Source organism: Microcoleus sp. PH2017_09_SFU_O_A, from assembly GCF_020738625.1.
GTDB lineage: Bacteria > Cyanobacteriota > Cyanobacteriia > Cyanobacteriales > Microcoleaceae > Microcoleus.
The window spans coordinates 88,419-112,415 of the sequence record NZ_JAEQCF010000019.1 but is presented as its reverse complement, the minus strand read 5'-3'; the positions used below and the strand labels follow the sequence as shown (position 1 = coordinate 112,415).

At 47.1% G+C, this 23,997-nt stretch carries 19 protein-coding genes; 7 read left to right on the top strand and 12 right to left on the bottom strand.

Annotation, left to right across the window (positions count from 1 at the left end):
* The first annotated feature begins 502 nt into the window (after positions 1 to 502).
* The gene (gene clpS / locus JGK16_RS10200; RefSeq protein WP_193976163.1) at positions 503 to 784 is read left to right on the top strand and encodes an ATP-dependent Clp protease adapter ClpS; all 282 of its coding nucleotides are present in this window, start codon (positions 503 to 505) and stop codon (positions 782 to 784) included.
* Positions 785 to 1,037: 253 nt separating this feature from the next.
* Here the strand turns inward: clpS and JGK16_RS10195 are convergent, their stop codons facing one another.
* Both JGK16_RS10195 and JGK16_RS10190 read right to left on the bottom strand, forming a co-directional pair.
* Entirely contained in the window at positions 1,038 to 1,373 is a 336-nt protein-coding gene (locus JGK16_RS10195) for an RNA-binding protein (protein WP_293185195.1), read from the bottom strand.
* Positions 1,374 to 1,658: 285 nt separating this feature from the next.
* Complete coding sequence (locus JGK16_RS10190) at positions 1,659 to 2,936, bottom strand: hypothetical protein (protein ID WP_293185196.1); 1,278 nt, start codon at positions 2,934 to 2,936, stop codon at positions 1,659 to 1,661.
* Positions 2,937 to 3,729: 793 nt separating this feature from the next.
* On the opposite strand from JGK16_RS10190, the gene murF reads away from it, so the two are divergent.
* Positions 3,730 to 5,112 carry a UDP-N-acetylmuramoyl-tripeptide--D-alanyl-D-alanine ligase gene (murF, locus tag JGK16_RS10185; RefSeq protein WP_293193059.1) on the top strand — a complete coding sequence of 461 codons (1,383 nt, stop codon included), beginning with the start codon at positions 3,730 to 3,732 and terminating at the stop codon, positions 5,110 to 5,112.
* Between the two features lie 158 nt (positions 5,113 to 5,270).
* A complete protein-coding gene (locus JGK16_RS10180) occupies positions 5,271 to 5,909 on the top strand; it encodes a Uma2 family endonuclease (protein WP_293193061.1) in 639 nt (212 codons plus the stop codon).
* Positions 5,910 to 6,003: 94 nt separating this feature from the next.
* Here JGK16_RS10180 and JGK16_RS10175 read toward each other — a convergent pair whose 3' ends face one another.
* The 8 genes from JGK16_RS10175 to rpsB all read right to left on the bottom strand — a co-directional run bounded on the left by JGK16_RS10175 (position 6,004) and on the right by rpsB (position 17,500).
* A complete protein-coding gene (locus JGK16_RS10175) occupies positions 6,004 to 6,438 on the bottom strand; it encodes a hypothetical protein (RefSeq protein ID WP_293193063.1) in 435 nt (144 codons plus the stop codon).
* A gap of 278 nt (positions 6,439 to 6,716) precedes the next feature.
* Positions 6,717 to 7,361 carry a Uma2 family endonuclease gene (locus JGK16_RS10170; RefSeq protein WP_293193065.1) on the bottom strand — a complete coding sequence of 215 codons (645 nt, stop codon included), beginning with the start codon at positions 7,359 to 7,361 and terminating at the stop codon, positions 6,717 to 6,719.
* An 85-nt stretch (positions 7,362 to 7,446) separates the two neighbouring features.
* A complete protein-coding gene (locus JGK16_RS10165; protein ID WP_293193067.1) occupies positions 7,447 to 8,082 on the bottom strand; it encodes a Uma2 family endonuclease in 636 nt (211 codons plus the stop codon).
* A 380-nt stretch (positions 8,083 to 8,462) separates the two neighbouring features.
* Entirely contained in the window at positions 8,463 to 10,547 is a 2,085-nt protein-coding gene (gene fusA, locus JGK16_RS10160) for an elongation factor G (protein WP_293185202.1), read from the bottom strand.
* Between the two features lie 904 nt (positions 10,548 to 11,451).
* On the bottom strand, positions 11,452 to 13,938 hold the full coding sequence (gene recG, locus JGK16_RS10155) for an ATP-dependent DNA helicase RecG (protein WP_293193069.1): 2,487 nt from the start codon (positions 13,936 to 13,938) through the stop codon (positions 11,452 to 11,454).
* A gap of 167 nt (positions 13,939 to 14,105) precedes the next feature.
* Positions 14,106 to 15,047, bottom strand: coding sequence for a hypothetical protein (locus tag JGK16_RS10150; RefSeq protein WP_293185204.1), 942 nt, complete (start codon positions 15,045 to 15,047; stop codon positions 14,106 to 14,108).
* 542 nt (positions 15,048 to 15,589) lie between these two features.
* Positions 15,590 to 16,252 (bottom strand): translation elongation factor Ts, encoded by a 663-nt coding sequence (tsf, locus tag JGK16_RS10145; RefSeq protein WP_293185205.1) that lies wholly within the window; start codon positions 16,250 to 16,252, stop codon positions 15,590 to 15,592.
* A gap of 420 nt (positions 16,253 to 16,672) precedes the next feature.
* Entirely contained in the window at positions 16,673 to 17,500 is an 828-nt protein-coding gene (rpsB, locus tag JGK16_RS10140) for a 30S ribosomal protein S2 (RefSeq protein ID WP_293185206.1), read from the bottom strand.
* Between the two features lie 731 nt (positions 17,501 to 18,231).
* Between rpsB and JGK16_RS10135 the strand changes: the two genes are divergently transcribed.
* Positions 18,232 to 20,439 carry a cation:proton antiporter gene (locus tag JGK16_RS10135; RefSeq protein WP_293193071.1) on the top strand — a complete coding sequence of 736 codons (2,208 nt, stop codon included), beginning with the start codon at positions 18,232 to 18,234 and terminating at the stop codon, positions 20,437 to 20,439.
* Between the two features lie 98 nt (positions 20,440 to 20,537).
* Here the strand turns inward: JGK16_RS10135 and JGK16_RS10130 are convergent, their stop codons facing one another.
* Positions 20,538 to 20,690, bottom strand: a complete 153-nt coding sequence (locus tag JGK16_RS10130; RefSeq protein ID WP_293193073.1) for a hypothetical protein — start codon at positions 20,688 to 20,690, stop codon at positions 20,538 to 20,540.
* Here JGK16_RS10130 and JGK16_RS10125 point away from each other — a divergent pair.
* Positions 20,682 to 21,191: a hypothetical protein gene (locus JGK16_RS10125; protein WP_293185209.1), complete on the top strand. Its 510-nt coding sequence runs from the start codon at positions 20,682 to 20,684 to the stop codon at positions 21,189 to 21,191. The genes JGK16_RS10130 and JGK16_RS10125 overlap by 9 nt on opposite strands.
* A 130-nt stretch (positions 21,192 to 21,321) precedes the next feature.
* Here JGK16_RS10125 and fraC read toward each other — a convergent pair whose 3' ends face one another.
* Positions 21,322 to 21,843, bottom strand: a complete 522-nt coding sequence (gene fraC / locus JGK16_RS10120; RefSeq protein ID WP_293185210.1) for a filament integrity protein FraC — start codon at positions 21,841 to 21,843, stop codon at positions 21,322 to 21,324.
* Between the two features lie 238 nt (positions 21,844 to 22,081).
* Here fraC and JGK16_RS10115 point away from each other — a divergent pair, with 238 nt between their 5' ends.
* Positions 22,082 to 22,708, top strand: coding sequence for a DUF3038 domain-containing protein (locus JGK16_RS10115; protein ID WP_293193075.1), 627 nt, complete (start codon positions 22,082 to 22,084; stop codon positions 22,706 to 22,708).
* A gap of 2 nt (positions 22,709 to 22,710) precedes the next feature.
* Positions 22,711 to 23,883: a DUF4335 domain-containing protein gene (locus JGK16_RS10110; RefSeq protein WP_293185213.1), complete on the top strand. Its 1,173-nt coding sequence runs from the start codon at positions 22,711 to 22,713 to the stop codon at positions 23,881 to 23,883.
* Positions 23,884 to 23,997: the final 114 nt, after the last annotated feature.

Sequence of the window (23,997 nt, the reverse complement as noted above, 5' to 3'; positions counted from 1 at the left end):
TGAATTCATAAGTCAGATTGAACACTTGCATCACCTCCTTGTTTGATTTTACCCAATTTCTACAAAATGGCAACAGGATTTCTAGAATAAAGTAGTCCTAGAAGGACGAGGCTCTAACCCCCTAATTTTGGTAGTTTTTTATTTTTAACCGATCTTGCGTCTCTATTATTATGACCCTAGACAGGGGGCGGCTGCGGGCTTAGGACACTTCTTCTGGGTTTGGTATGGTTGACAGCTCGCGATCGGCTAGGCGGCTGCCTTGTCTGAATCTGGAAATTTCAATAAAATAACTGAAAGTGAGATACTCTATCACAGCGGAGGAATCCAGCTCAAGATTGTCGATCGAAATTAATGCGATACCAGCTTCGTCCTAGTTCGAGATCTACTGTTTTAGGTGTAAGCCTATCTCAGCAACTTGGGTTGATGAACGAAGAATCCCCTCGCATCAACGGCAGGGAGTGTCAAAAATTTTAACATCCTACAAGTCAGGAGGTATAGATTAGTGTCTGTCGAAATTATTCAAAAGCCTTCTACAGTCCGCAAGCTTGCGCCGCGCTACCGCGTGCTGCTGCACAATGATGATTTCAATCCCATGGAATACGTGGTGCAGACTTTGATGGCGACGGTACCCAGTCTGACTCAGCCACAGGCTGTAAATGTGATGATGGAAGCCCACACCAACGGGCTGGGACTGGTGATTGTTTGCGCTCTCGAACACGCTGAGTTTTATGCTGAAACGCTCAACAATCACGGATTGAGCAGCAGCATCGAACCTGATGATTAGAAAACTAGAGGCACCTGAAAGTCTTAACCCACCGAGTTTTTAACTCATATTGAATAGCCTCATACCAAAAAGCCAAGGGACTAACCTTGGCTTTTTGGTATATTTAATGCGGTCGATCGCCAGACTGGAAGAGTAAAGGTTGGGAGCAACCGGGCCGGAAATTATTCGGACGGTGGTTCAAAGCTAGGTGGCCTCGATCCCAAATTTCAGCTCTCCAATCTCAAATCTCGATCGTCGGAAATTAATTAGGAAATTAATAACGTCCGCCGCCGCCGCCGCCACCGCCGCGACCAAATTTGCCTGGGCCGCCGCCGCCCCGGTTGCCGCCGCCCCGGCCGCCTTCATCTTCGCGGGGCTTAGCTTTGTTAACTTTGAGATCGCGACCCATCCACTCTGCTCCGTCGAGAGCAGCAATCGCTGCATCTTCTTCGGCATCTGTTGACATTTCTACAAAACCAAAGCCGCGGGGGCGACTGGTTTCTCTGTCGGTAGGTAGATGTACTCGCTTAACGGTTCCGTATTCGGCGAAGACGGTGGTGATGTCTTCTTGGGTAACTTGGTAGGATAAGTTACCGACGTATATCGACATGAGGAATAACTCCAAAAATTAGACAGTGCAAAGATTTCAGTTTCGGAGAGTCCCCTGCCGATACAGAAGGGCAAGTTTTTAAACAATTCTGTAGCAATGAACAAAGCCTGCAACCGAATCTGATACACTTGGAATTTTAACACAGAATGGCGTCTTTTGAGTAGCTTTGGCCACTTAATTAAGTCGTTACAATTCAATCTCAAACTTTGAGGGTATTCAGAAACCGGATTTTGAGCTGTGATGTTTTGTCAAACTCGAACGCGAGAAAGTTCTGGGACAGACCGGCTACCGCAGGAAAGATACGTCTAGATTCCCAAAATTGGTACTCAAAGCGAGATTCAGGTTTTCCAAGGCTTTGACTAACCACACCAGGCCTTCTCGGGTACAAAATTCGTAGTGACCGAACAAAATTGCCAACCGCTTTTCTAGATAGGGCTTGACTTTGCCACAAATTAGCACGATTTTCAGCAGCAAACCTGTGGTTTGGGTGGGCCCGAGGTTGGAGATCAGGTCGATGAAGACAAAGTGGTTGGGCCGCGCAGGACTCTCTACTACTAAAAAGTTCAATAACTGGCTGCAAGTTCTGATCGTTAAAAATTCGTTGAACTTCTGAGCATCGTTGTGGGGAAAGGTATTTTGTAGTTGTTTATACAGTTTTTCGTTAAATTGACGTTTGCCGTAGCCATCGTCGGTGACGGAAGAAATTAGGTATTCGTATAAGTCGTCTTTAAAGGATCTGTAGGACACACTTGTGCTGGTGTTCGCAATGAAGCGGCCGGCTAGCTGTCGGTAGGTATCGGCTCCTTCGACTTTTCCGACAAATTGCTTGAGGGCAAAGAACAGCTCTGGGTCGCTCAACAGCGTCGGGTTTTTTATAGTCTGTATACTTCTGCCGAAGGAGATTGAGGTATGCCGGCGGGCTGCTTGGGCTTTTCTCACTTGGTGAGCAACGTATTGTGAGAGGTCGATTTCAAATTGCTGCTGCTTTTGAGCTTGGATTTTTTGAATGATTTTTTGCTGTTCGTAGGTGCTGTCGTCGCTGAGGAGGCAGTGTTTGTAGAGGTAAGGGTATCGGGGAATTAAGGTTCCGAGGGCTAGGCTGGCGGGAGTTTTGCCGTTGCTGTCTTCATTACTGTGGGTGATGACTTTGGCTAAGCGTTTGAGTGTGAGGTATTGTTCGCTTTGGGTAAATTGATTGACTAATTGGGGGATGGAGTGAGTAGGGCGCGATCGACTATATCGAGATAATATTTTGGGGGCTTCTTCAAACAGAGCGATCAATTCCGGGATAGCTGCTTGCTTTCCGGGGTATGTTTGCCAGCGGTTGATCAGGATGTGGCAGCAACGGTTGAGGATGTATTTGAATTCTTGTTCGGCGTAGGGTGAGGCTGCTATTTTTTCGAGTGCTTCAGCGATGGTGCGATCGCGATATCCGTTACCGTAGATAAACAAAGTGCGAAAACGGTCGATTAGTTCGATCGGCTGCTCTACTTGTACCAACTCCAGCCAGTGGTTGTAAAGTAGCTGTTCTTCTTCCTGGCTCTGTCTGTTATAGTCGTTCACTGTGGATTAACCCTCCAAAAGGATTGGGCAGGAGCTTTAAGCGCCATTGGCAGATATGAATTGGCAGATGAAGCACCACAATTAAGTCAACCGATTTTAGATTTTAGATTTTAGATTTTAGATTTACTCCACAGATTCATCTGGAAGCTTCAACTGTAGTCTAAAATTTTAATCTCTCCCCGACTTAGGTCGAGGGCTTGTATCCGTTGTTGGGTAGGGTCAACCGAGCTTCTCGCCTCCCGAGGCTTAGGGGTGGAAGTGGCGATCGCCTTAAGCAGATCTTTTTTACTTAGTTAAACTATTTGTCAACACCAGCATGACATGAATTGTTTGCAATTAGCAAGGCCTAAAATCACCACAAACTTTGTAAATTATTGGTAAAGATTGTGGGTGTGTTCTAAATAATTTATGGCTGGGCAGAGGATTTATTATTACCCGAAAGAATTGGTTGAAAGCCCCAAGCCTGCTCGGGAGAAATTAAAATCAGACTATTCATTACTCCAATCCTCGGACTTAAGGGTAGATGTCGCTCTCAAACAGTCAACTGTCAACTGTCAACTGCCAACTGTCAACTGTTGAAGAGTGCCAAGGTCAATCCTAGTCGGCATCCCCCTGTTATACCATTTGCGATTGGCGATTGGCGATTTGCGATGGGAATGACTGAGGACTCTCAGGGTTTAGATTCCGGGCAAAGCAGTTGCATTCTTTTTTGAACTGGTGTCAGTTAAATGTGAGGTGGGGCGAGGTAGGATTAGCTGTGAAAATAATGATTTGAAATGTGAGTGCTGGTAATATGGTCTGTCGCGTAAGTATCGCCCAACTTGCTGAAATTTTAACTGTACCTTTGCTTGCTGTGTCTGAGGACGTTCTGACAGTTGTAGGGACAGGTATTGCTACAGATACGCGCACCATTGAGGGGGGCGAAGTATTTTTAGCGCTGCGGGGAGAAAATTTTGACGGGCATCAGTTTGTGGCAAAAGCCCGGGATTTGGGAGCGATTGCTGCGGTAGTCGATCGCACTTACCAAGCAGAAGTTCCCAATTTTCCGCTGTTGCGCGTTGACGATACTTTAAAAGCTTACCAGGCGATCGCCCGTTGGTGGCGCGACCAATTCAGTATACCGATAATTGGTGTTACTGGTTCAGTAGGTAAAACTACTGCCAAAGAATTAATTGCGGCCGTTTTATCAACCAGCGGAAATGTTCTGAAAACTCAATATAACTACAACAATGAAATTGGAGTCCCGAAAACTCTATTAGAGCTTTCGCCGACCGACAATTATGCTGTAATTGAAATGGGAATGCGCGGGCTAGGAGAAATTGCGCTGCTGTCGCAAATTGCGCGTCCTACTGTGGCGGTAATTACTAATGTAGGAACGGCGCATATCGGGCGCTTGGGTTCGGAAGAGGCGATCGCCCAAGCTAAGTGCGAACTGTTAGCGGAAATGCCTGCTGAAAGTATTGCTATTCTCAATCACGATTCTGACAGATTAATGGCAACTGCGGCGCAAGTTTGGCAGGGAAAAACTTTAAGTTACGGATTAGAAGGCGGCGATTTGTGCGGGAAATTGCTGAATAATGATACAATGCTTGTAGAAGGTGTGGAATTGCCGCTACCGTTGGCTGGAAGGCACAATGCTGTAAATTATTTGGCGGCTTTGGCGGTAGCAAAAGTTTTAGGGATTAAGTGGGAAGTTTTACAACAAGGTTTGTCCGTGCAGTTACCGGATGGACGGGCGCGCCGCTACGATTTGCTTTCTGATGTTGTGATTCTGGATGAGACTTACAATGCTGGTTTGGAGTCGATGTTGGCGGCGCTGAGATTGTTAGCGGATACTCCGGGAAAGCGCCGGATTGCGGTGTTGGGTACGATGAAGGAATTGGGCGAAAGGGCGATCGAATTTCACCGACAAGTAGGAAGGGCGGCGCGGGATTTAAACCTCGATGCTTTGTTTGTGTTTGCGGATTTTGAGGAAGCGGCGGCGATGGCGGCGGGTGCGGCGGGCGTGCCTTTTGTGGAGATAGGAGATATTACGGCGCCCGATGGGCGGGAAGATTTAGCAAAGCGGTTGTTGGGATTTGTTGAAAAGGGCGATCGTATTTTATTTAAAGCTTCTCATTCAGTGGAATTGAATCGAGTTGTCCAGAAGTTCCGTGCCGATTTTGCAGGCCAATAACTAGCAATTTGGTTCGTAGTGAGGACTTCAGTCCTCTCTCGTCGGATGCGGACTGAAGTCCTCACTACAAACCTATGTTTGAGATGATATGATTTAGTTTAAAAGTGCGATCGCTACGCCCCGGCTTGCGCCTACGAACTCTTCACCAAAGTAACCCCATGATTGCTAAAACTCTCAGTCCGCCCGAACAAATAGTTGAGCTATCGAATATCAGTTGGCAAACTTATGAAACTTTGCTTGCCGAAATCGGCGATAGGCCAATTAGACTGAGATACAATCGCGGCAATTTGAAAATTATGGTGCCTTCTCCTGAACACGAAATTTACAAAAGAGTAATAGGTCGATTTGTTGAAACATTAGCTGAAGAATTAGATGTGAGAATTGAACCTCTGGGTTCTACGACATTCAAACGTCCTGAACTCATTGGTGTAGAACCGGATGATTGTTTTTACATCCAGAATGCTAGTGCAATTAAAGGCAAAAAACGACTCGATATGAGTCAATATCCGCCCCCGGATTTAGTGGTGGAAATTGATGTTACCAGCAGATCCGACAATACCTTGCAGATTTATGCCGATCTGGGAGTGCCGGAAGTTTGGATTTACAACGGTTCGCGGCTCAGAATTAACAGATTGGACGATCGAGGGTATGTCGAGTGCGAGATCAGTTTAGCATTTCCGAGTGTTGCTATTTTAGAGATTGTCAGTTTTTTGGCACAGGCGGAAACAATGGATTATTTGGAATTAGTTAAAGCATTTCGGAATTGGGTAAAAAGCCAAATTAATCAAAATCAATAGTCCTGTTTATTTTAATCCTGGATGCAGATCGGAAACCGCTTTTTTTGACGACAAAACTTGATTGTGACCCGCAGATTGTGTAAAATTTTATCCCTCAATATCCCGATCGCTCTAACGGCTCGATTTCAATATCTGGAGCAATCTCAATGGCTGCAAGTCTGGCATTCTCAACTATCGTATTTCCCATTATTGTATTGTGTACTGCCTCAAACTTAGATTCGGCTTCCGAAATTTCTTCGTAGTGTACAATCACATGATAATATTTATTAATTGGTTCTCCTGAATCTGAAAGTTCCACGGCAAGGGAATCTATATTCTGAGACTCTTCTGCTTTTTCGCGATATTCGTCAGCTAAATGTTCTAGGGCGATCGCGATCGCGTGTTCTTTCGTTTGTCCGTAAAAATTCATGGTATCATTGGGGCGATCGCTCAGAGATGATGATATCTGACACAGATACTGCCCGTTTGATTGAGCGCAAACGGCGATCGCAATTGTACCAGTAGTGCGATCGGGATTTATTTCGGCCATTTCAACCTCGCTATCTCATGAAATAAACTTGCTAAATTGTATCCGGGTCAATATTTAATTTTCGCAGTTTTGCGGCCAGGCGATCGGCACGTTGCATCTCTATCAAAATTGAGATGGAGGAGAAGAATAGCGATACGGTTTAAGATATGGAAGGGCGAAATTAAGGTAAATTCGAGGAACTCCGCCCGAGTCATCGTTCCGCGTCAGTCAGCGTTCATCTGCGGTTGCTAAAAAGAGCCTCAAACGCAACCATCCCGATCGTGAATCGCCCTTTTCTTTTATTCCCCGGACTGAATTTGACTCCTCACCCACTCCCGGAATAACCGCAGCAAAGCATTTTCCTTGGTAGTCCTCCTCAATTCCAAAAAGCGCAGCATCTCAACTTGCGACAAAAAAGGAAAAGTCGGAGAAACATCTCTTTCTACATATTCCTGTGCTTCCAGTTGATAAATTATTAAACGATTTCCGTCGTAGCGCCAAACTTCCGGCACCCCTAAACTTGCGTATAAAGAAAGGCGATCGATCGAACTGCTAGTCACGTCAATTTCCACTACTAAATCTGGTGGCGGATCTTGATTGAGATCGATTTGTTCTTTGTCCCAAACCACATTCTCATTTTGGATATAGTAGCACTGATCCGGCTCCAAACCGCGAGCCAAATCCTCGCGCCGACAAGTTAGAGAACCCAAACTCCGAATTTCGATGTTTAATTCTTCACTCACACTTTCCACAAAACGGCCTAAAATTTTCTTACTACCTTCATGGGGTGCTAAAGGAGTCATAATTTCTAATGTTCCTCGATCGTAAGTCAGGCGAATTCCTCCGTGTTCCCCTAACTCATTCAGCAGGGATTCGTAAGTTTTCCAGCTAATGTTGTTTAGCAGAATTCCGCTAGTTTGATTCTGGATCAGGGTGGCTGTCATGGCTACCTGCCTGGGTTGTAGATTATTGATTGTATCTTAGCAAACACGATCTTGATTGAGGGGCGATCGCCCTCCTTCAGTCTCTTTACTGAATTTGACTCCTCACCCACTCCCGGAATAACCGCAGCAAAGCCTTTTCTTTTGTAGTCTGTTTCAGTTCCAAAAACCGCAGCATTTCAAACTTCGACAGAAAAGCAAAAGTGGGAGAAACCTCGCACTCTGCGTATTCATTGCCTTCTAAGTGATAGATGATTAAACGATTGCCATCGTAGCGCCAAACTTCAGGTACACCCAAACTTGCGTAAAGTTTGAGACGATCGATCGAACTGCTGGTAATGTCAATTTCAATAGCTAAATCCGGTGGTGGATCTTCATTGAGATCGATTTGTTCTTTATTCCAGACAACATCTTCATTCTGAATGTAGTAACATTTATCAGGTTCTAACCCCCGTTCCAAATCTTTGCGCTTGCAGGTTAGTGAACCCAGGCTGCAAATGTCAACATTTAATTCATCAGTTAGAACTTCAACAAAATTTCCTAAGAGTTCACCTGACTTTTCATGTGGTGCTGATGGAGTCATAATTTCTAAATTTCCGCGATCGTAAATCAGGCGAATTCCTCCGTGTTCCCCTAACTCATTCAGCAGGGATTCGTAAGTTTTCCAGCTAATATTTTTTAGCAGAATTCCGCTACTTTGATTCTGGATTAGGGTGGCTGTCATGGCTACCTGCCTCGGTTTTAAATTATTAATTGTATGTTAGCAAATATGATACTTGACTTATTTCATAAATCTGCGATCGCCCTTACGATACCGCCGATTAATATCAAATCCGCTCTCCATCGGCATGATTCATATCTCTATTCTCGGACTCTGTGTCCTCTGCGCCCTCTGTGGTTTAATCATTCCAGTCCAAGTGGAAACGATATAACGCAAATCAACGCAGATTTTTTTAAGAGTCCTGGACGCACCAATATCAAAGAAACCGGGTTTTTCACCTAATCTCGTCGCTACAGCGAAGGATGTTCGTGAAAAAACCCGGTTTCTGGCTACCTGTTTGTAGAGTACGATCGCACTATTCGATCGCACTTACACTCAACACACTACTTAGCAGCTTGACGCTCTTTCGCATCCTTAATCACTTCCTCAGCGATATTGCTCGGACAAGGAGAATAGTGCGAGAAAGACATCGAAAACTGACCGCGCCCAGATGTCATGGTACGCAAATCGCCAATGTAGCCAAACATTTCGCTCAACGGCACATCAGCCTTGATCCGCGCTCCTGTTTGTCCGGTTTCCTGAGCCTTCATCATGCCCCGGCGGCGGTTGAGGTCGCCGATGACATCGCCCATGTGATCGTCTGGGGTGAAGACATCGACATTCATGATCGGTTCCAGCAACTGAGGCCCAGCCTTGGGTACAGATTGGCGGTAGGCGGCTTTAGCAGCAATTTCAAAGGCCATTGCTGAAGAGTCAACCGGGTGGAAACCTCCATCAACCAGGGTGAATTTCAAGTCTAAGCAGGGGAATCCAGCCAAGACGCCCACATCGATGCAGCTTTGGAAGCCTTTTTGCACCGCTGGCCAATACTCTCTCGGTACGCTACCACCAGTTACTTTTGACTCGAACACGAAGCCGCTACCGACTTCACCGGGCTCGACGATATAGCCGATTTTAGCAAATTGACCTGAACCACCAGATTGTTTCTTGTGGACATAGTTGTCTTCGAGGCGTTTGGTGATGGACTCGCGGTAGGCTACCTGCGGTTCGCCAACTTCTACCTCGACGCCGTGGGTGCGTCGCAGAATGTCCACTTTGATGTCGAGGTGCAGTTCGCCCATGCCCTTGAGGATGGTTTCGCCACTTTCTTCGTCTGTGACCATGTGGAAAGATGGGTCTTCTTGTACCATCTTGGTGAGCGCGGCTCCCATCTTTTCTTCGCCTCCTTTGAGTTTCGGTTTGACCGAAATGGAGATGACTGGTTCTGGGAACACCATTGGCTCTAGGGTTGCGGGATTTTTGGGGTCGCAGATGGTGTGTCCGGTGCGGACGTTTTTCATACCTACGATCGCAATAATATCGCCTGCTTGAGCCGAATCAATTTCTTCGCGGGAGTTGGCGTGCATTTCTACCAAGCGGCTGATGCGCTCGGTTTTGCCTGTGGCGGTGTTGAGTACGGTGTCGCCTTTGGATATCTTACCGGAGTACAAACGGGTGAAGGTTAAAGCGCCGAAGCGATCGTCCATAATCTTAAATGCCAGGGCGCGCAAAGGGCCTTCTGGATCCACGATCGCGAAATTGCCTGTTTCCTCGCCTTCGAGATCCACCTCAGGCTGAGGCGTAACTTCCATCGGGTTCGGGAGGTAGTCAACGACTGCATCGAGTACCAACTGGACGCCCTTATTCTTAAACGACGAGCCGCAGTAGGTGGGGAAAAATGCCATGTCGCGGGTGCCTTTGCGGATGCACCGCTTGAGGTCTTCGATACTCGGCTCGTTGCCTTCGAGGTACTGTTCCATCAGGTTATCATCCTGCTCGACAGCCAGTTCGATCAACTGTTCGCGGTATTTCTCGACATCATCGACCATATCGGCCGGAACATCCTGAATTGTGTAGCCCATCGGATCGCCCGAATCATCCCAGATCCATGCTTTGCGGGTGAGCAAATCGACCATGCCGCAAAATTTGTCTTCAATGCCGATCGGCAAAACCATTACCATTGGTTTAGCTGCGAGGACTTTATCGACTTGCTTGACAACTCGGTAAAAATCTGCGCCCGTGCGATCGAGCTTATTGATATAGACGATACGAGCAACTTTAGAATCGTTAGCGTAGCGCCAGTTAGTTTCCGATTGCGGTTCAACTCCACCGGAACCGCAGAACACACCGATACCGCCATCGAGAACCTTGAGCGAACGGTAAACCTCGATCGTAAAATCGACGTGTCCGGGAGTATCGATGATGTTGAGCTGATGCTCGTTCCAGAAGCAGGTAGTAGCAGCGGATTGAATCGTAATCCCGCGTTCTTGCTCCTGTTCCATGAAGTCAGTCGTCGCCGCGCCTTCGTGTACTTCACCGATTTTGTGGATTTTACCCGTCAGTTTCAGGATTCTTTCAGTTGTGGTGGTCTTGCCAGCATCTACGTGGGCGAAGATGCCGATATTTCGATAACGAGTGAGATCTTTCATAAAAAAATTCGGGAAGTGGGAAACGAGCGTGGCTTTAGCCCGCTCGTGGGAAAAGGCTCGGGGATTTCAATCAAGAGTGAATCTTTCCATTACACAAGGATTGCTTAATTCGGTGTACTTTTGTGATGTACTTTCGATGGGACAATTACCACCTCAAACCTCGCAATCCGCGATCGCATAATGTTTGCTCCGGCAGGAGCCTCCCTTGTGGGGTAATGTTAGCTTCGACCTGGTTATCTGGGCTTGTTAGGCTTACAACACTGTTCCAGTGACTTTAGAACTGTTTAATTGAAAGCGACAGAGCGGAAAACTAGCTTCGCATTCTCCGGTGTCGTGACCCAAATAACGGCTGCTCTTGCGAGCGGTCTGGTCAGTACAGCTTGCGAGAGATTTCTCTTGCAAGCTCAGCGGCGTTGATTCCCTGAGTTACTGACAATTATTGTTGAGATTCCATGCGACGAACCGTCGGCTACCCGTCGGCCACCACCTGCAAGCGTGACAAGCGAGGAATCAATGTTGCCTAGGGCCGGCGAGTACAGGTTGGATTTCGTTTTCCCTGTTTCTGGCAGCACTACCTTAATTTTGACACTTCCCCGTCATTCCTGCGAAGGATTCTTGGTTCGATCGGTACGGGAATCCTTACAATCCATAAAAATAACCTAGATATAGGGAAAAATTCTCTCATAAAGTTAGGTTAGGTTGAGGTACTCAACGAACCAATAAAACTTACACATTAGGCAAGCGAAACGGTTTTTTTTTACGAAAAGACTCGTTGTGACGCGCACCCAGGTTTTTAACCCTGATATTTGCTTAAAACCTTCAATCTCCATTAAAAAACCCGGTTTCTTGGTAGGCGAGCTGGTAAGTCCTGCTATAAAAAGTTGGTGTGTGCGTCCCAAGCTATCTAAGTCAAAATCGAGCCACTCATCATCCGTTGATATCGCCGTTCCAACTCATCCCGCACGACCGGCCATTCATCCAAAGTTTCATCATTCTCAATTACCATTTGAGCGGCCTCCCTCGCCAACTCCAAAACCTCCTGATCCTCCACCAAACTCGCCAAAGCAAAATCCGGTAAACCAGACTGTCGAGTTCCCAAAACCTGACCTGGGCCGCGCAATCTCATATCCATTTCTGCAATAAAAAATCCATCTTGAGATTGTTCTAAAACCTTCATTCTCTGCATAGCTTCCGCAGCCTTGGAACCGGGCATTAACAAACAATAAGAACGATTGCTGCCCCGACCGACTCGACCCCGCAACTGGTGCAATTGCGACAGTCCAAAACGCTCCGAATTTTCAATCAACATTACCGTTGCATTCGGCACATCTACTCCCACTTCCACCACAGTAGTAGATACTAAAATATCAGTTTCTTTGTCTCTAAACTTAGTAATCGCCTGATCTTTGTCAGCGCTACTCATCCTACCGTGGAGCAAACCTACCTTAAACTCAGGAAATATACTTTTTTCGAGTTTCTCTTTTTCCTCAATTGCCGATCGCACATCCAGCTTTTCCGACTCCTCCACCAGAGGCAGAACCACATAAACCTGACGGCCGCTCGCCACCTCCCGACGAATCAAATCGTAAGCCTGGAGGCGTTCTTTCGCAGACAGAACAGTCGTTTGAATCGCCTGCCGACCGGGGGGAAGTTCATCAATTTGACTCACGTCTAAATCGCCGTGCAGAGTCAGCGCCAGCGTCCGAGGAATGGGAGTTGCGGTCATCGTCAAAACGTGAGGAGATTCGCCTTTTTGCTGCAATTTAGCACGCTGCTGCACGCCGAATCTGTGCTGTTCGTCAATTACAGCCAAACCCAATTTATGGAAATTCACCGTATCTTGAATCAGCGCGTGAGTTCCTACTAAAACAGGTAATTCTCCGGTTTCTAACTGGCTGTGAATTTCCCGGCGCTTGGCTATTTTTGTCGAACCAGTTAACAGTTCGACAGACAAGTGCATCAAATTAAACCAGCCTACCAATTTCCGATAATGCTGTTCTGCTAAAACTTCTGTCGGCGCCATTAAAGCGGCTTGATAGCCGGATTGAATTGCTGCTAGCATTGCGACTACAGCGACGACTGTTTTGCCAGCGCCGACATCGCCTTGCACTAATCGGTTCATCGGCTGGGGCGAAGCTAAATCGTTGAGGATGTCGTTAATGACTCTTTCTTGGGCATTTGTCAGCGCAAAAGGCAAGATTTGATAGAACTGTTCGATCAATTTCCCGCTAGGAAGGATGACTGCGCTAGCTTGAGCTTTTCTTTGGGTTTGGCGGCGCTTTAAAAGGCCTAATTGCAGGTAGAAAAATTCGTCAAAAACTAAGCGGCGGCGGGCGGCGGACAAGCAATCGCGATCGAGCGGAAAGTGAATGTTTGCCACCGCATCGGCTAAACCCATTAAGCCGTAACGCTCGCGCAAGTCATCCGGTAGCGATTCCGGTAACAGTTTCGCGGCCGGAATTGCGGCTAAGATCGATCGCCTCACCGAACCCGCATCCACCCCTTCCGTCAGCGGATAAACAGGAATCAGGCGGCCGACTTTCATAGATTCGATCGCACCGCCGGAGTCATCTAATACTTCCAACTCAGGATTTTCTAGGGTAATGCCATACTTACCCTGCTTTACCAACCCCGAAGCAGCAAGTATCGCACCAGTACAATACTCGCGCTTTTTGAATTCTTGCCAGCCGCGATTGCTGTAGCGAGGCCCGGCAAAAAAGCGACTGATTTTAATTTCTCCGGTACTGTCTTTTAAAATTACTTCTAATATCGTTAATTTCTTATTTTTAGGGCTAGAAAAGCAATTGCAGCGCTTTACTTCGGCGATTAAAGTAACAGTTTCCCCTGCTATTAACTCGCGAATTCGTACTTGCTTTGCATAGTCGATGTGGTTGCGGGGATAGTAGTAAAGCAAGTCATATACGGTATCTAAACCGAGTTTTAGCAAGCGGTTGCCGTTGGCGGGGCCGATGCCTGTCACGCGGGTTAACGGTTGATCTAGCGTCAGACTGGGGGGTGGAGGTGCTGTGTTAAGGGGTGCGGTTCGGGGAACTGAAACGGCTGGAGTGATTGAATCGGTGGCATTTTCAGGTCTGACTTGTGTCGTTTGTTCTTCCCAAACTTGCTCCATTTGTCTGAGGAAACTGACTGTAATGGCGATCGAATGTTGGCGCCCTTCGAGATCTTTCTGAGGGTAGATGTCAAATTCCACAGCAAGTTCTCTGGCGCGATCGCGCGAAGAACCAGTGACAGCGCCTGCAAGTTGTCTCAAGCTGAGGCCGAGAAACTCGCTAAAGCGGTATTGACTGCCTTGGATGTCGTTAAATCCGCGATCGGCTTCTACGGAAAGAGCTTTTTGCAATCGCTGCCATTCTGGTTGGTTATTAGTCATCAGTCATTAGTTATTAGTCATTAGTCATTAGTCATTAGCGCGAGCGTCCCCGATCGCGAACGTTATTAGTCATTAGTCATTAGTCATTAGTCATTAGTTATTAATCATAGCTCAATAATTCCAGACAATTGTCAACTGTCAACTGTCAACTGTCCACTGTCCACTGACTAATCTTCAAACCAACTCAACCGCCAAGCCGACTCAGCCTCCACCACCGCCATTTCCCGCTGCTTTTTCTGGTAATCGCGACCGAGGGAGTTCAACTTTGCAGAGAGGTTGCGAATTTGTTGGCGCCAAGCCGATGTTCCCGGATCGGCAAACTCTATTTCCGACAACCGCAGTTTAATTGCTGTAATGTGCAAAGCATTAATACCGGGTCTTTTTCCCAAGTTTGGCGGTGCTGGTGAACTATCTGTTTCAATGATTAAGCTTAATAGGTTAGGTGGGCCCGCCACGCTGTCGGCGGACAATTCAGCAGCAGAAGCAGCTTCTAGAACCTGTTCTGGCAATTGACTGGGCAAGATTTCCGACTGTTGGAGCAAGCGGTTGGTGTCGCGAGACAGCAGCTTGAGAATCTGGGCGATCGACTTTTCAATACTATTTTGCCAGCGCGCCAAACTTTGCGGGGAATTGGCAATTGGTAATTGATTGTTTGTTGCTGGAAATTGATAGTTAATAGCGGAAAATTCGTTGTTTGCCTCTATTTCTTCCTCGACGAATTCGTTTTCCTCGATTTCTTCCTCGCCAAACTCGTCTTCATCTATTTCTTCATCTATTTCTTCATCTATTTCTTCCTCTTCCTCTTCCTCTTCCTCTTCCTCTACTTCTGATTCAGTCGTGAGCGATCGCAATTTTTCTTGAGACGCCGCAGCCAAACGCCTTACAGACTGCTGCATTTTTTGTCGCCCGTCGAAGGACAACTTGAGAAACGACTCCGGCACCGCTTGAGTGCAAAGGTGATAGCAAGCCAAAATCAACTGCTGTCGCACCGCTTGTCCCAAGGCAGTTAAATAACCATCGTAGGTACTGCGAAACTCTAGATTCAAGGCTGCTAAAGCCTCTTCGAGTCCTGCCAAATCTTGCTCTATGCGCTCTCTGGATCCCACCATATATCCCCTATAAAATTCAAATAGGACGATCGGCAAAACAACCCGATTTTTGCCACAAATTGTCTGATTGTCGAGTTAATTCTGGTTAGAAATCGGCTATTGGTTTCAACAATCGCCTCAAACCTTTTTATCTTTTTTATCTTTCGGTTTCCAGCCGAGTCTCGATTCCCCTCACATCCCCCGGATAGTCGTAAAATATCGCTAAAATATCGGCTCTTGGGTACGTAGTTGCGCTTCAGCGCTCCGGCGCTAATTTACGGTACAAACGACTCAATGTGAAAAAATGAAACAACTGAGTTAATCTTCTGAATTTTCAAGTTACCCATTTTCAAACCCCGATGAGCAACGCCCTCTTTCCGAATATTATAAAGAGCGCTAAAGCGCAACTACGTACCAAGAGCGCTGAAGCGCAACTACGTACCAAGAGCGCTGAAGCGCAACTACGTACCTATTTCTGTAGTCGTGTAAAAACTAAAAATTAAAAATGCAAAAAAATTAGGTTTTCACATTTTTAATTTTTAGTTTTTAATCTAAATTTTCGATTATTGAGCAGCACCCATTTGGGCGGCCACTTCATCAGCAAAGTTAGCTTCTACTTTCTCGATGCCTTCGCCCAACACAAAACGCACGAAGCGGCGGACTTGGACATTTTCGCCAATTTGGGCGATCGTTTGTTTGACCAACTCTTCCACCGAGATATTTTGATCTCTAATAAAAGGCTGATCCATCAAACATAACTCTTTCATCCGCTTGTCAATCCGCCCTTGAACAATCTTTTCTTTGATATTGTCCGGCTTGTTCCCCAAGTCATCTTTGCCCATTTCAATTGCCTTTTCTCGTTCGACAATTTCAGCGGGGATATCTTCAACTTTCACGTATTCCACATTCGGGCAAGCTGCAATTTGCATTGCAATATTGCGTACTAAACTTTGGAATTCTTCGCGCCGTGCCACAAAATCTGTTTCGCAGTTAACTTCCACCAGCACTCCCACGCGGCCGCCCGTGTGAATGTAGCTGCCTACAAGTCCTTCTGAGGCAACCCGTCCTGCTTTTTTGTCAGCCCCAGCCAGACCTTTTTTCCGCAGCCACTCAATTGATGTTTCGATATTGCCATCGTTTGCGGTGAGGGCTTTTTTGCAGTCCATCATCCCCGCGCCGGTTTTGTCGCGCAGTTCTTTAACAAGTTTTGCAGATATGTCCGCCATCTTCTTTAAGTTCCCAATCAAAATTAGTTATTAGTCGTTAGTGCGAGCGTCCCCGCTCGCGAACCTTATCATTAGTCATTAGTCGTTAGTCATTAGTCGTTAGTGCTGTCCCCGCTCGCGAACCTTATCATTAGTCAGGAGTGCGAGCGTCCCGCTCGTGAACCTTAATGTTAATGATTAGACAAGAGTTAAGAAATAGCAAGTCAGCCTTCTGGCGGATTTGGTAGGTGTAGAACCCTAATTAATTTTGGTGTTCACACTGCGGAATGCTTTTGTCAGAAATCTACTAATGACCGAGACTAATGCCATTTACAATTAAAAATTAAAAATTAAAAATGTCCAACTAAAAATTATGATTTTTAATTTTTAATTTTCAATCTTTAATTTTTAATTGCTTGGTGTCAGATGCCGATAGCAATACTAGCTTTCGGTTTCTTCGCTGTCAGTGTCGCCGTCCTCGGGATCTACATAATTAGGGTCATCCAATTCTTCGATTTCGCCATCATATTCGGCGCCTTCGTAACCACCTTCGTAGTCGTAGTCTTCGTCAGAGTCGCCGCCTTGTTGACCGTGACGACCTTCGTAGATGGCATCAGCCAACTTGCCGACAATCAGTTTGATCGATCGAATAGCATCGTCGTTTGCTGGAATCGCAATGTCAACCAAATCCGGGTCGCAGTTGGTATCCAACAGAGAGACGATGGGAATTCCCAGCTTTTGGCATTCCAACACAGCATTATACTCGCGGCGTTGGTCTACTAGGACAACTCCGTCGGGAATCTTACGCATAGTTTTGATTCCGCCCAGATACTTCTGGAGTTTTGCCATTTCTCGGCGCAGCACGGAAGCTTCTTTTTTCGGCAACAAATCTAGGGCGCCGATTTCCTCGCGGCGCTCCAAATCCTTGAGGCGCTCGACGCGGGACTTAATCGTTGTCCAGTTGGTGAGCATTCCCCCCAGCCAGCGCTGGTTGACGTAGTAAGCACCGCAGCGTTGAGCTTCTTGGGCTACAATCCCGGCAGCTTGGCGCTTTGTACCGACGAACAAAAACTTTTTACCTTTTTCGGAGGCCACTCTCATGTACTCGTAGGCGTCTTCCATAAGCTGAGCGGTTTGCACGAGGTCGATGATGTGAACCCCGTTGCGCTCTGTGAAAATGTAGGGAGCCATTTTCGGGTTCCACCGACGGGTTTGGTGTCCGAAGTGAACCCCTGACTCTAACATTTGAGCCAAACTAACTACTGGCATTGTATTTTTAACTCCTGTATTCGGGTTAATCCTCCACCCGGTCGTATTTCTGAGGGTTTGCGCCCTCGAAACACCCGAAAACCCGGATGTGCGAATTTAAACAACTTTTCTAGTCTATCACCAGAAGCACCACTTTTTCTGACTATCTTAGATCCGTAGGGTAGGGTTTTCCGTAGGGTTGCGTGGACGGTGTGCACCGACTTGAGCGATGCCATTTTTCCAAAATCATGCAACTGTAGGGAAGATCCCAACCCATGACCAGTAAATCATCTCCCAATCTAAAATCCAAAATCTAAAATCTAAAATGGTATGAGATGTAGTCGGCGGGTTGGGTGCGGGGGGCGCACGATACGGTTAGAGTTACTAGCAACCGCTTCTGAAAAAACCAAAAATCCAGGTTCGAGGTTGCAGAAGCTTTCGTGAGCTTGTGAGAGAATGGCGTTGAAGCTGCGTGTCTTGTGCCTTCTTTCGTTCGATCGAGCTTTTATCGATTTTATTCGATCGGCAATTCTGTCGGCTTTACTAGAAAAAATTGGTTTAAACGCAACCCTTCTAGGGAGAAATTAAAATCAGACTATTCATGAGTCCAATCCTCTTCCTTTCAGGTAGAGGTCGCCCTCATCCCTTCTCTAAGCGAGCGGGTAAGCTGTCAACTGTCAACTGTCAACTGTCAACTGTCAACTGAATGCCACGCCCTCTCGATCCGCAAAAAACCTAAAGCTAAAAACGCCATGCCCATCCCCATTCTCGTCCTGCTTGAAGTTCTAATTGTCATCGCACTTTCTCGACTTGTCGGCTTAGCATTTCGAGCGATCAAACAACCTCAAGTTATTGGAGAAATTGTAGCAGGAATTATGCTCGGGCCTTCTCTCCTCGGTTTGATTGCACCAGATTTAGGAGCAGCACTTTTTCCAGCGGAGGCCGTTCCTTTCCTCAACGTGTTATCTGAGGTAGGGCTAATATTTTTCATGTTTTTGATTGGTTTAGAACTCAATCCTAAGTATCTAAAAAACAATTTAGATGTAGCAATTTTAACATCACACGTCAGCATTTTAGTGCCATTTTCTCTGGGAAGCTTCCTAGCACTGCTGTTGTACCCGATAGTTTCAAATAATAGCGTTTCGTTTACAGCATTTGCGATGTTTTTGGGCGCTGCGATGTCAATTACTGCCTTTCCGGTGCTGGCAAGAATTATTACAGAGCACAACTTGCAGAATACCAAATTGGGGACGCTAGCTCTGACTTGCGCTGCGGTAGACGATGTGACGGCATGGTGTTTGTTGGCGGTGGCGATCGCAGTTACGCGCACTAACTCGATGGTTGGGGCTTTACCGACAATTTTTGAATCTATAGTGTACATCGGTTTCATGCTGACTGTAGTCCGCTGGTTCTTGCAACGGCTTTCCAAGCACTACAACCGCACCGGCAAGTTATCTCAATTAGTGCTATCCGGCATTTACATGGGAGTTGTAGCATCAGCTTTAATTACTGAATGGATCGGCATTCACTTAATTTTCGGTGCGTTTTTGCTGGGTGCTGCCATGCCAAAAAATGCCGGACTTACCAGAGAATTAGCTGAGAAAACAGAAGATTTTGTCCTGATATTTCTGCTGCCAATATTTTTCGCTTACAGCGGTTTGCGGACTCAAATCGGCCTGCTCAATAGTCCCGAATTGTGGCTGCTGTGCGCGGCAGTTTTGGGAGTAGCAATTATTGGAAAATACTTCGGGACTTACGTTGCTGCCCGAGTCTGCGGCATCAGCAACCGCGAAGCTTCAGCGCTGGGGTGGATGATGAATACTCGCGGTTTGACTGAACTGATTGTGCTGAATATCGGTCTTTCTCTGGGGGTGGTTTCGCCGCTGCTATTTACGATGTTAGTCATTATGGCTTTAGTGACAACTTTTATGACTTCGCCACTGTTGGAGTGGACTTATCCGAAAAAGCTGATTCGGTTAGATATCTCAGAAGTAAGTTCGGATGATGATTCAGAATTAAAAGATTCGCCAATGGGTGGAGAAAGCGAAGAAATTAATAGAGAATTGCTGCCCAAGTATCGAATTTTAGTCCCGGTTGCTAATCCCAGCACGCAGAAAGGTTTGCTGCAATTGGCGATCGCCCTGGCGCAGCCTGCTGCGGATACAGGGGGTAGCGATTTGCAGTCGGCGGCGGTTCATCCTCTGAGTTTGATCGAATTAAATGAAAATTATGGTTTTGAAAGTACGCCCGTAGAAGCCGATCGCATTATTCAGGAACGCCGCTCGAAATTATCAGAATTGATAGAGAGTTTGGAATTGCCGGATGCGAAAAAATTCGTGCACCCAATCATTCGGGTTACTAAAGATGTGGCGCGGGAAACGGCGCAAATTGCGGAACTCGATCGCGCGGATTTGATTTTGGTAGGATGGCACAGGCCGACTTTTAGCAGCAACCGTTTGGGAGGGCGTGTCGGCCAAATTCTCAGCAACGCTACTGTGGATGTAGCAATTTTTGTTGACAGAGGTAGGGAACGGTTGAATAATTTGTTAGTGCCTTATGCGGCAAATATTCACGATGATTTAGGGTTGGAATTGGCGCTGAGACTGTTGGTTAATAGCGAGGAACGTCGTTTGACGGTGCTGCGGGTGGCGGTTGACGGGGCAGAGGGAAATGAGCTGAGTTATGAGTTTCAGCGAGTTATGGATCGGTTGCCGGTAGAAGTGCGATCGCGCATTGAAACTCCGATTGTGGAGGCTGCTGAGCCGATTCAAGCGGTGGTGGCGGCTTCTGCTAATGCTGATTTGACGATCGCGGGTACGAGTCGGGAGTGGGGAATTGAACGCCAAACTCTCGGACGGTATACTGATGAATTGGCGGTGCAGTGTCATTCTTCGCTGCTGATTGCGCGCTGTTACGTGAAAGTGCGATCGCACTTGGCTTCGGTACTTGTTGACAGTTGACAGTTGACAGTTGACAGTTGACAGTTGGCAGTTGACAGTTGGCAGTTGGCAGTTGACAGTTGGCAGTTGGCAGTTGGCAGTTGGCAGTTGGCAGTTGGTTATTTGTGAGGTGCTACCAATTCCCAATTCCCAATTCCCAATCCCCAATTCCCAATTCCCAATTCCCAATTCCCAATTCCCCATTCCCAATTCCCAATTCCCCATTCCCAATTCCCAATTCCCAATTCCCCATTCCCAAGATTATGAATCATTTAAGCCTTAAATCCCTGGCATTTTACGGGATTGCGATCGGCTCGGTTTCGCTGCTGTTTAAAGTGGTAACTGCTTACGGCGAAACAAGTTTAAAAGCGGCTCCGGCAATTGCGGGAAGTTATCGCTTTGATGCTAAAAGTTTGCCGGAATGTCTGAAATCTGATACTTTGACCTTGACAATCGAGCAATCGGGTGTTTATTTGAGCGGTAATTTGCGATCGGGTAACAGCGAGGGCGATCGCGCAAACACAGCCGAGGAGAAACCTTCTTTAGCAGGGAAGTGGGAAAATCAAGGATTGAGCTTGTCGGGTGTCGTACCTAATTTAACGGGTTGCAGCGAGTCCGCTGCGATCGGTCAAAACAGCTATGTTAAACTGCGAGGAGTTGTGGAAAAAGACAGCCTCAACGGAAAAATTAGTCTGACGGATCGGGCGGCGGCTACTAATTTTACGGCTCAAAAAGAAGCGGTGGCGAAACCTCAGCAGAAGCAACCACATTAAAGGTGTTGATTTCAATCGCACCGTCAGAAAACGGGTAGAAGCCCTGGATAGATCGGGCTCCAACCTAAAACTTTCGATCGAAGAAGTTGAAGATCCAGATTTATCTGTGGAGTAAATCTGAAATCTAAAATTAATCGATACTTTGGAAAAATAACACGGTTAGAATCAGGCAATTACTAACAGTGTGAGAGATGAAAATTGCTCCAAATTGGGTGGTGACTTTAAAACTTCTTTTCGGAGGACGGCGGGTGAGGGTGAATGAGCGTTTGAATTCAGTAGGAACAGCAGTTTTTTTCTTCCCGTATAGCGTGTTTTCTAACAGTTCTAATGCTTGCCATTTTGCGAGAAAAGTCACTAGCAGTATCGAGAGGGCGATGCCAGTTATTATGAAGTAAAAATCTCGCTCGCCTCCTAATAATATATAATCGATCAGCCGTTCCCGTAAATCTTTTGAAAGCACGCTTTCAATGCCGAAAAAAACTAGCCAACCCATGCAAGTGCAAGAGAGATTGAGGATGGCTGCATATTCAACGCTGGTTTTCGGGCTGAGTTTCAGTAGTTTTTGCAAGAACCATGATTCGATCGCGATCGCCAAAAACATGGCTAGAATTTGTACCAACACAGTCCGAAACGGGAAAACAGTTGCAATCATTAGTTTTGCTCCTATGTCTGCTTCCCGATCGTACCTGACACACTACAAAACCGCTGTATGCTCCAGCCCCTCTTTGAAGAGCGATCGCCAGATGGTCGCACTTAAGCCACTGGCGGCTAATGGTGCTAAATTAAAATCAGAATATAGAACTGAGCGATAGAAATAAAGTATCCCAGAGGAGTCTCCGGTTCAAAAATTACCTGGGCCAAGACCCCGCCTGTCCGTATAGTGTGTTGAAATGGATGTTGCCGTGATCTTAATGCCGTCAGAAACTTCGCTTACCGAGTCAAACCCGTTGATTTTAGACAGTTTGCCAGATTTGTCGCCGAATGAGGGTGGGTGTCCCCGCCGGACTAGATTGCAAATTGATTTGATGTTGCTGGCGATCGAGGCCTTGTATCTCGGAGGTGCGGAAGAAATGCTGGCAGTGTCAAAGGAGCTGGAATTGGAGTCAATTGTCAAAAATCGCGTTGCCTTTTGGCAGATGCGAAATACTAATCCGCTGAGACGCTATGCCCAACGCCGCTCCCTGACAGTTGTGGAGGCAAAGGCGCTGGTGGCGATCGCCTGCAATATGGCGCGCAAGTTAACTGCGACAATTCGGCAGTTGCTGCTAGATTCTCAACAGTTGCGATCGAGAAATATGCCCCTCAGTCAGAACTTGCAGCTTGCGGAGTATTTAGAACGCTTTCGAGCTCATTTTCGATCGCGCATGAACCCCAAGCGATCGGTGGTTGTAGCTTACGATTCCGATGACAAGCTCAACGAACTAGCTTTAAACTTGTTGAGCAAACTGCTATTTTGTACAGGCACAGCCGGAATGCAGCGCTTCTGGGTTAGCCTGTTTGATGGAGAAATTGAATAAAAATGACTATTAGGCGTCAGTACAGTCTGCCAAATTGCACCCTGGTTCTAGAAGGGTTGAGCGATGGCTCGGCAGCCAGCCAGCTAGAAATGCGGCCGGTGCTTTCGATATTAATGAGCGCTGAATGCTATGTGACAGGCCTCGGTGAGCCCCTCAATGGGGGACGGGAGTTTTTTGAAAGCTTGGTGAGGACTGTCAGCAGCTACGCTCAAGAATTTATGAGCGGAGTGCATTATCCCGATCGCTATGGCCCGAATTTGGGTATGGTACAGTTGCACAGAATTGACGGGAATTCCCACCGTTTGACCGTTCTACCCGCCGGATCTGACAGCGCCACCCAAATCGATCAAAAAACAGAACTGTCGGCACAGGTAGATTTGACGACGGTACAGCTATTTGATTTGGTAGAGGCGATCGATCAATTTTTTGCCGACACCCAGACGCTGCCAGAATTGTCGCTGCAATTAACCCCAATTTCCAAGCGTTATATCAAGTCTGCCGAACCTTTGGCGAAGCGCAGTTTGCCTGCGGTGGTGGGGGTGTCGAGTTTGGCTTTGGCGGCGATGGCGTTTTTCTTGGTACCAGTGCCGGAAGTCCAGCGCCCGAGAGATCCAGTGCCGCAGCCCAATCGGGCCGGCCAAAATCTCGGCACGCCGAATTCCGGTGGTTCGGGTTCGCCGAATCCCAATCCCACGCCTGCGGCTGACGGTTTGCTTGGGGATAAAACTCCGAAAGTTGTTGAATCGAGTTCACCAACTCCGAGCACTTCGCCGCAGTCGGACACTTCACCCTTGGCCACACCGCAGTCAAACATTTCGCCGGAAAGCACGCCCACTCCTGTTGCTGAAGGTTTGGCAAGCCCTGGGGCGGCAGCCGTGCCGATTACCGATACGGCCGAAATCGATCTGTTGAAGGGGAAACTTTCCCAGCAAATTGATGGAGTTTTGAAGAATCAGCCTGCTGTTGATGCGGAGTTGGTTTATCGGGTGAGTGTGGCTAAAGATGGGGCGATTGTCGGTTACAAGTCGGAAAATTCCGCAGCAGTCGATCGATCCGAAGCGCCGTTGTCCGAGTTGCTTTACAAACCGGTTGGTACTAGGCCGCCTGCGGAACCGCTGGCTGATTTCCGAGTAGTTATTGCACCGGGCGGTACTGCGGCTGTCACTCCTTGGTAAAGGGTTTGTAGTGAGGACTCGGCGGTTAGAAACCGCGTCTACACAGACAAAACCCGCCTCCGCGGGTTGAAGAAAAGACGGCGGTTAAAATCGCCGGATTCGTAGAAGACTCGG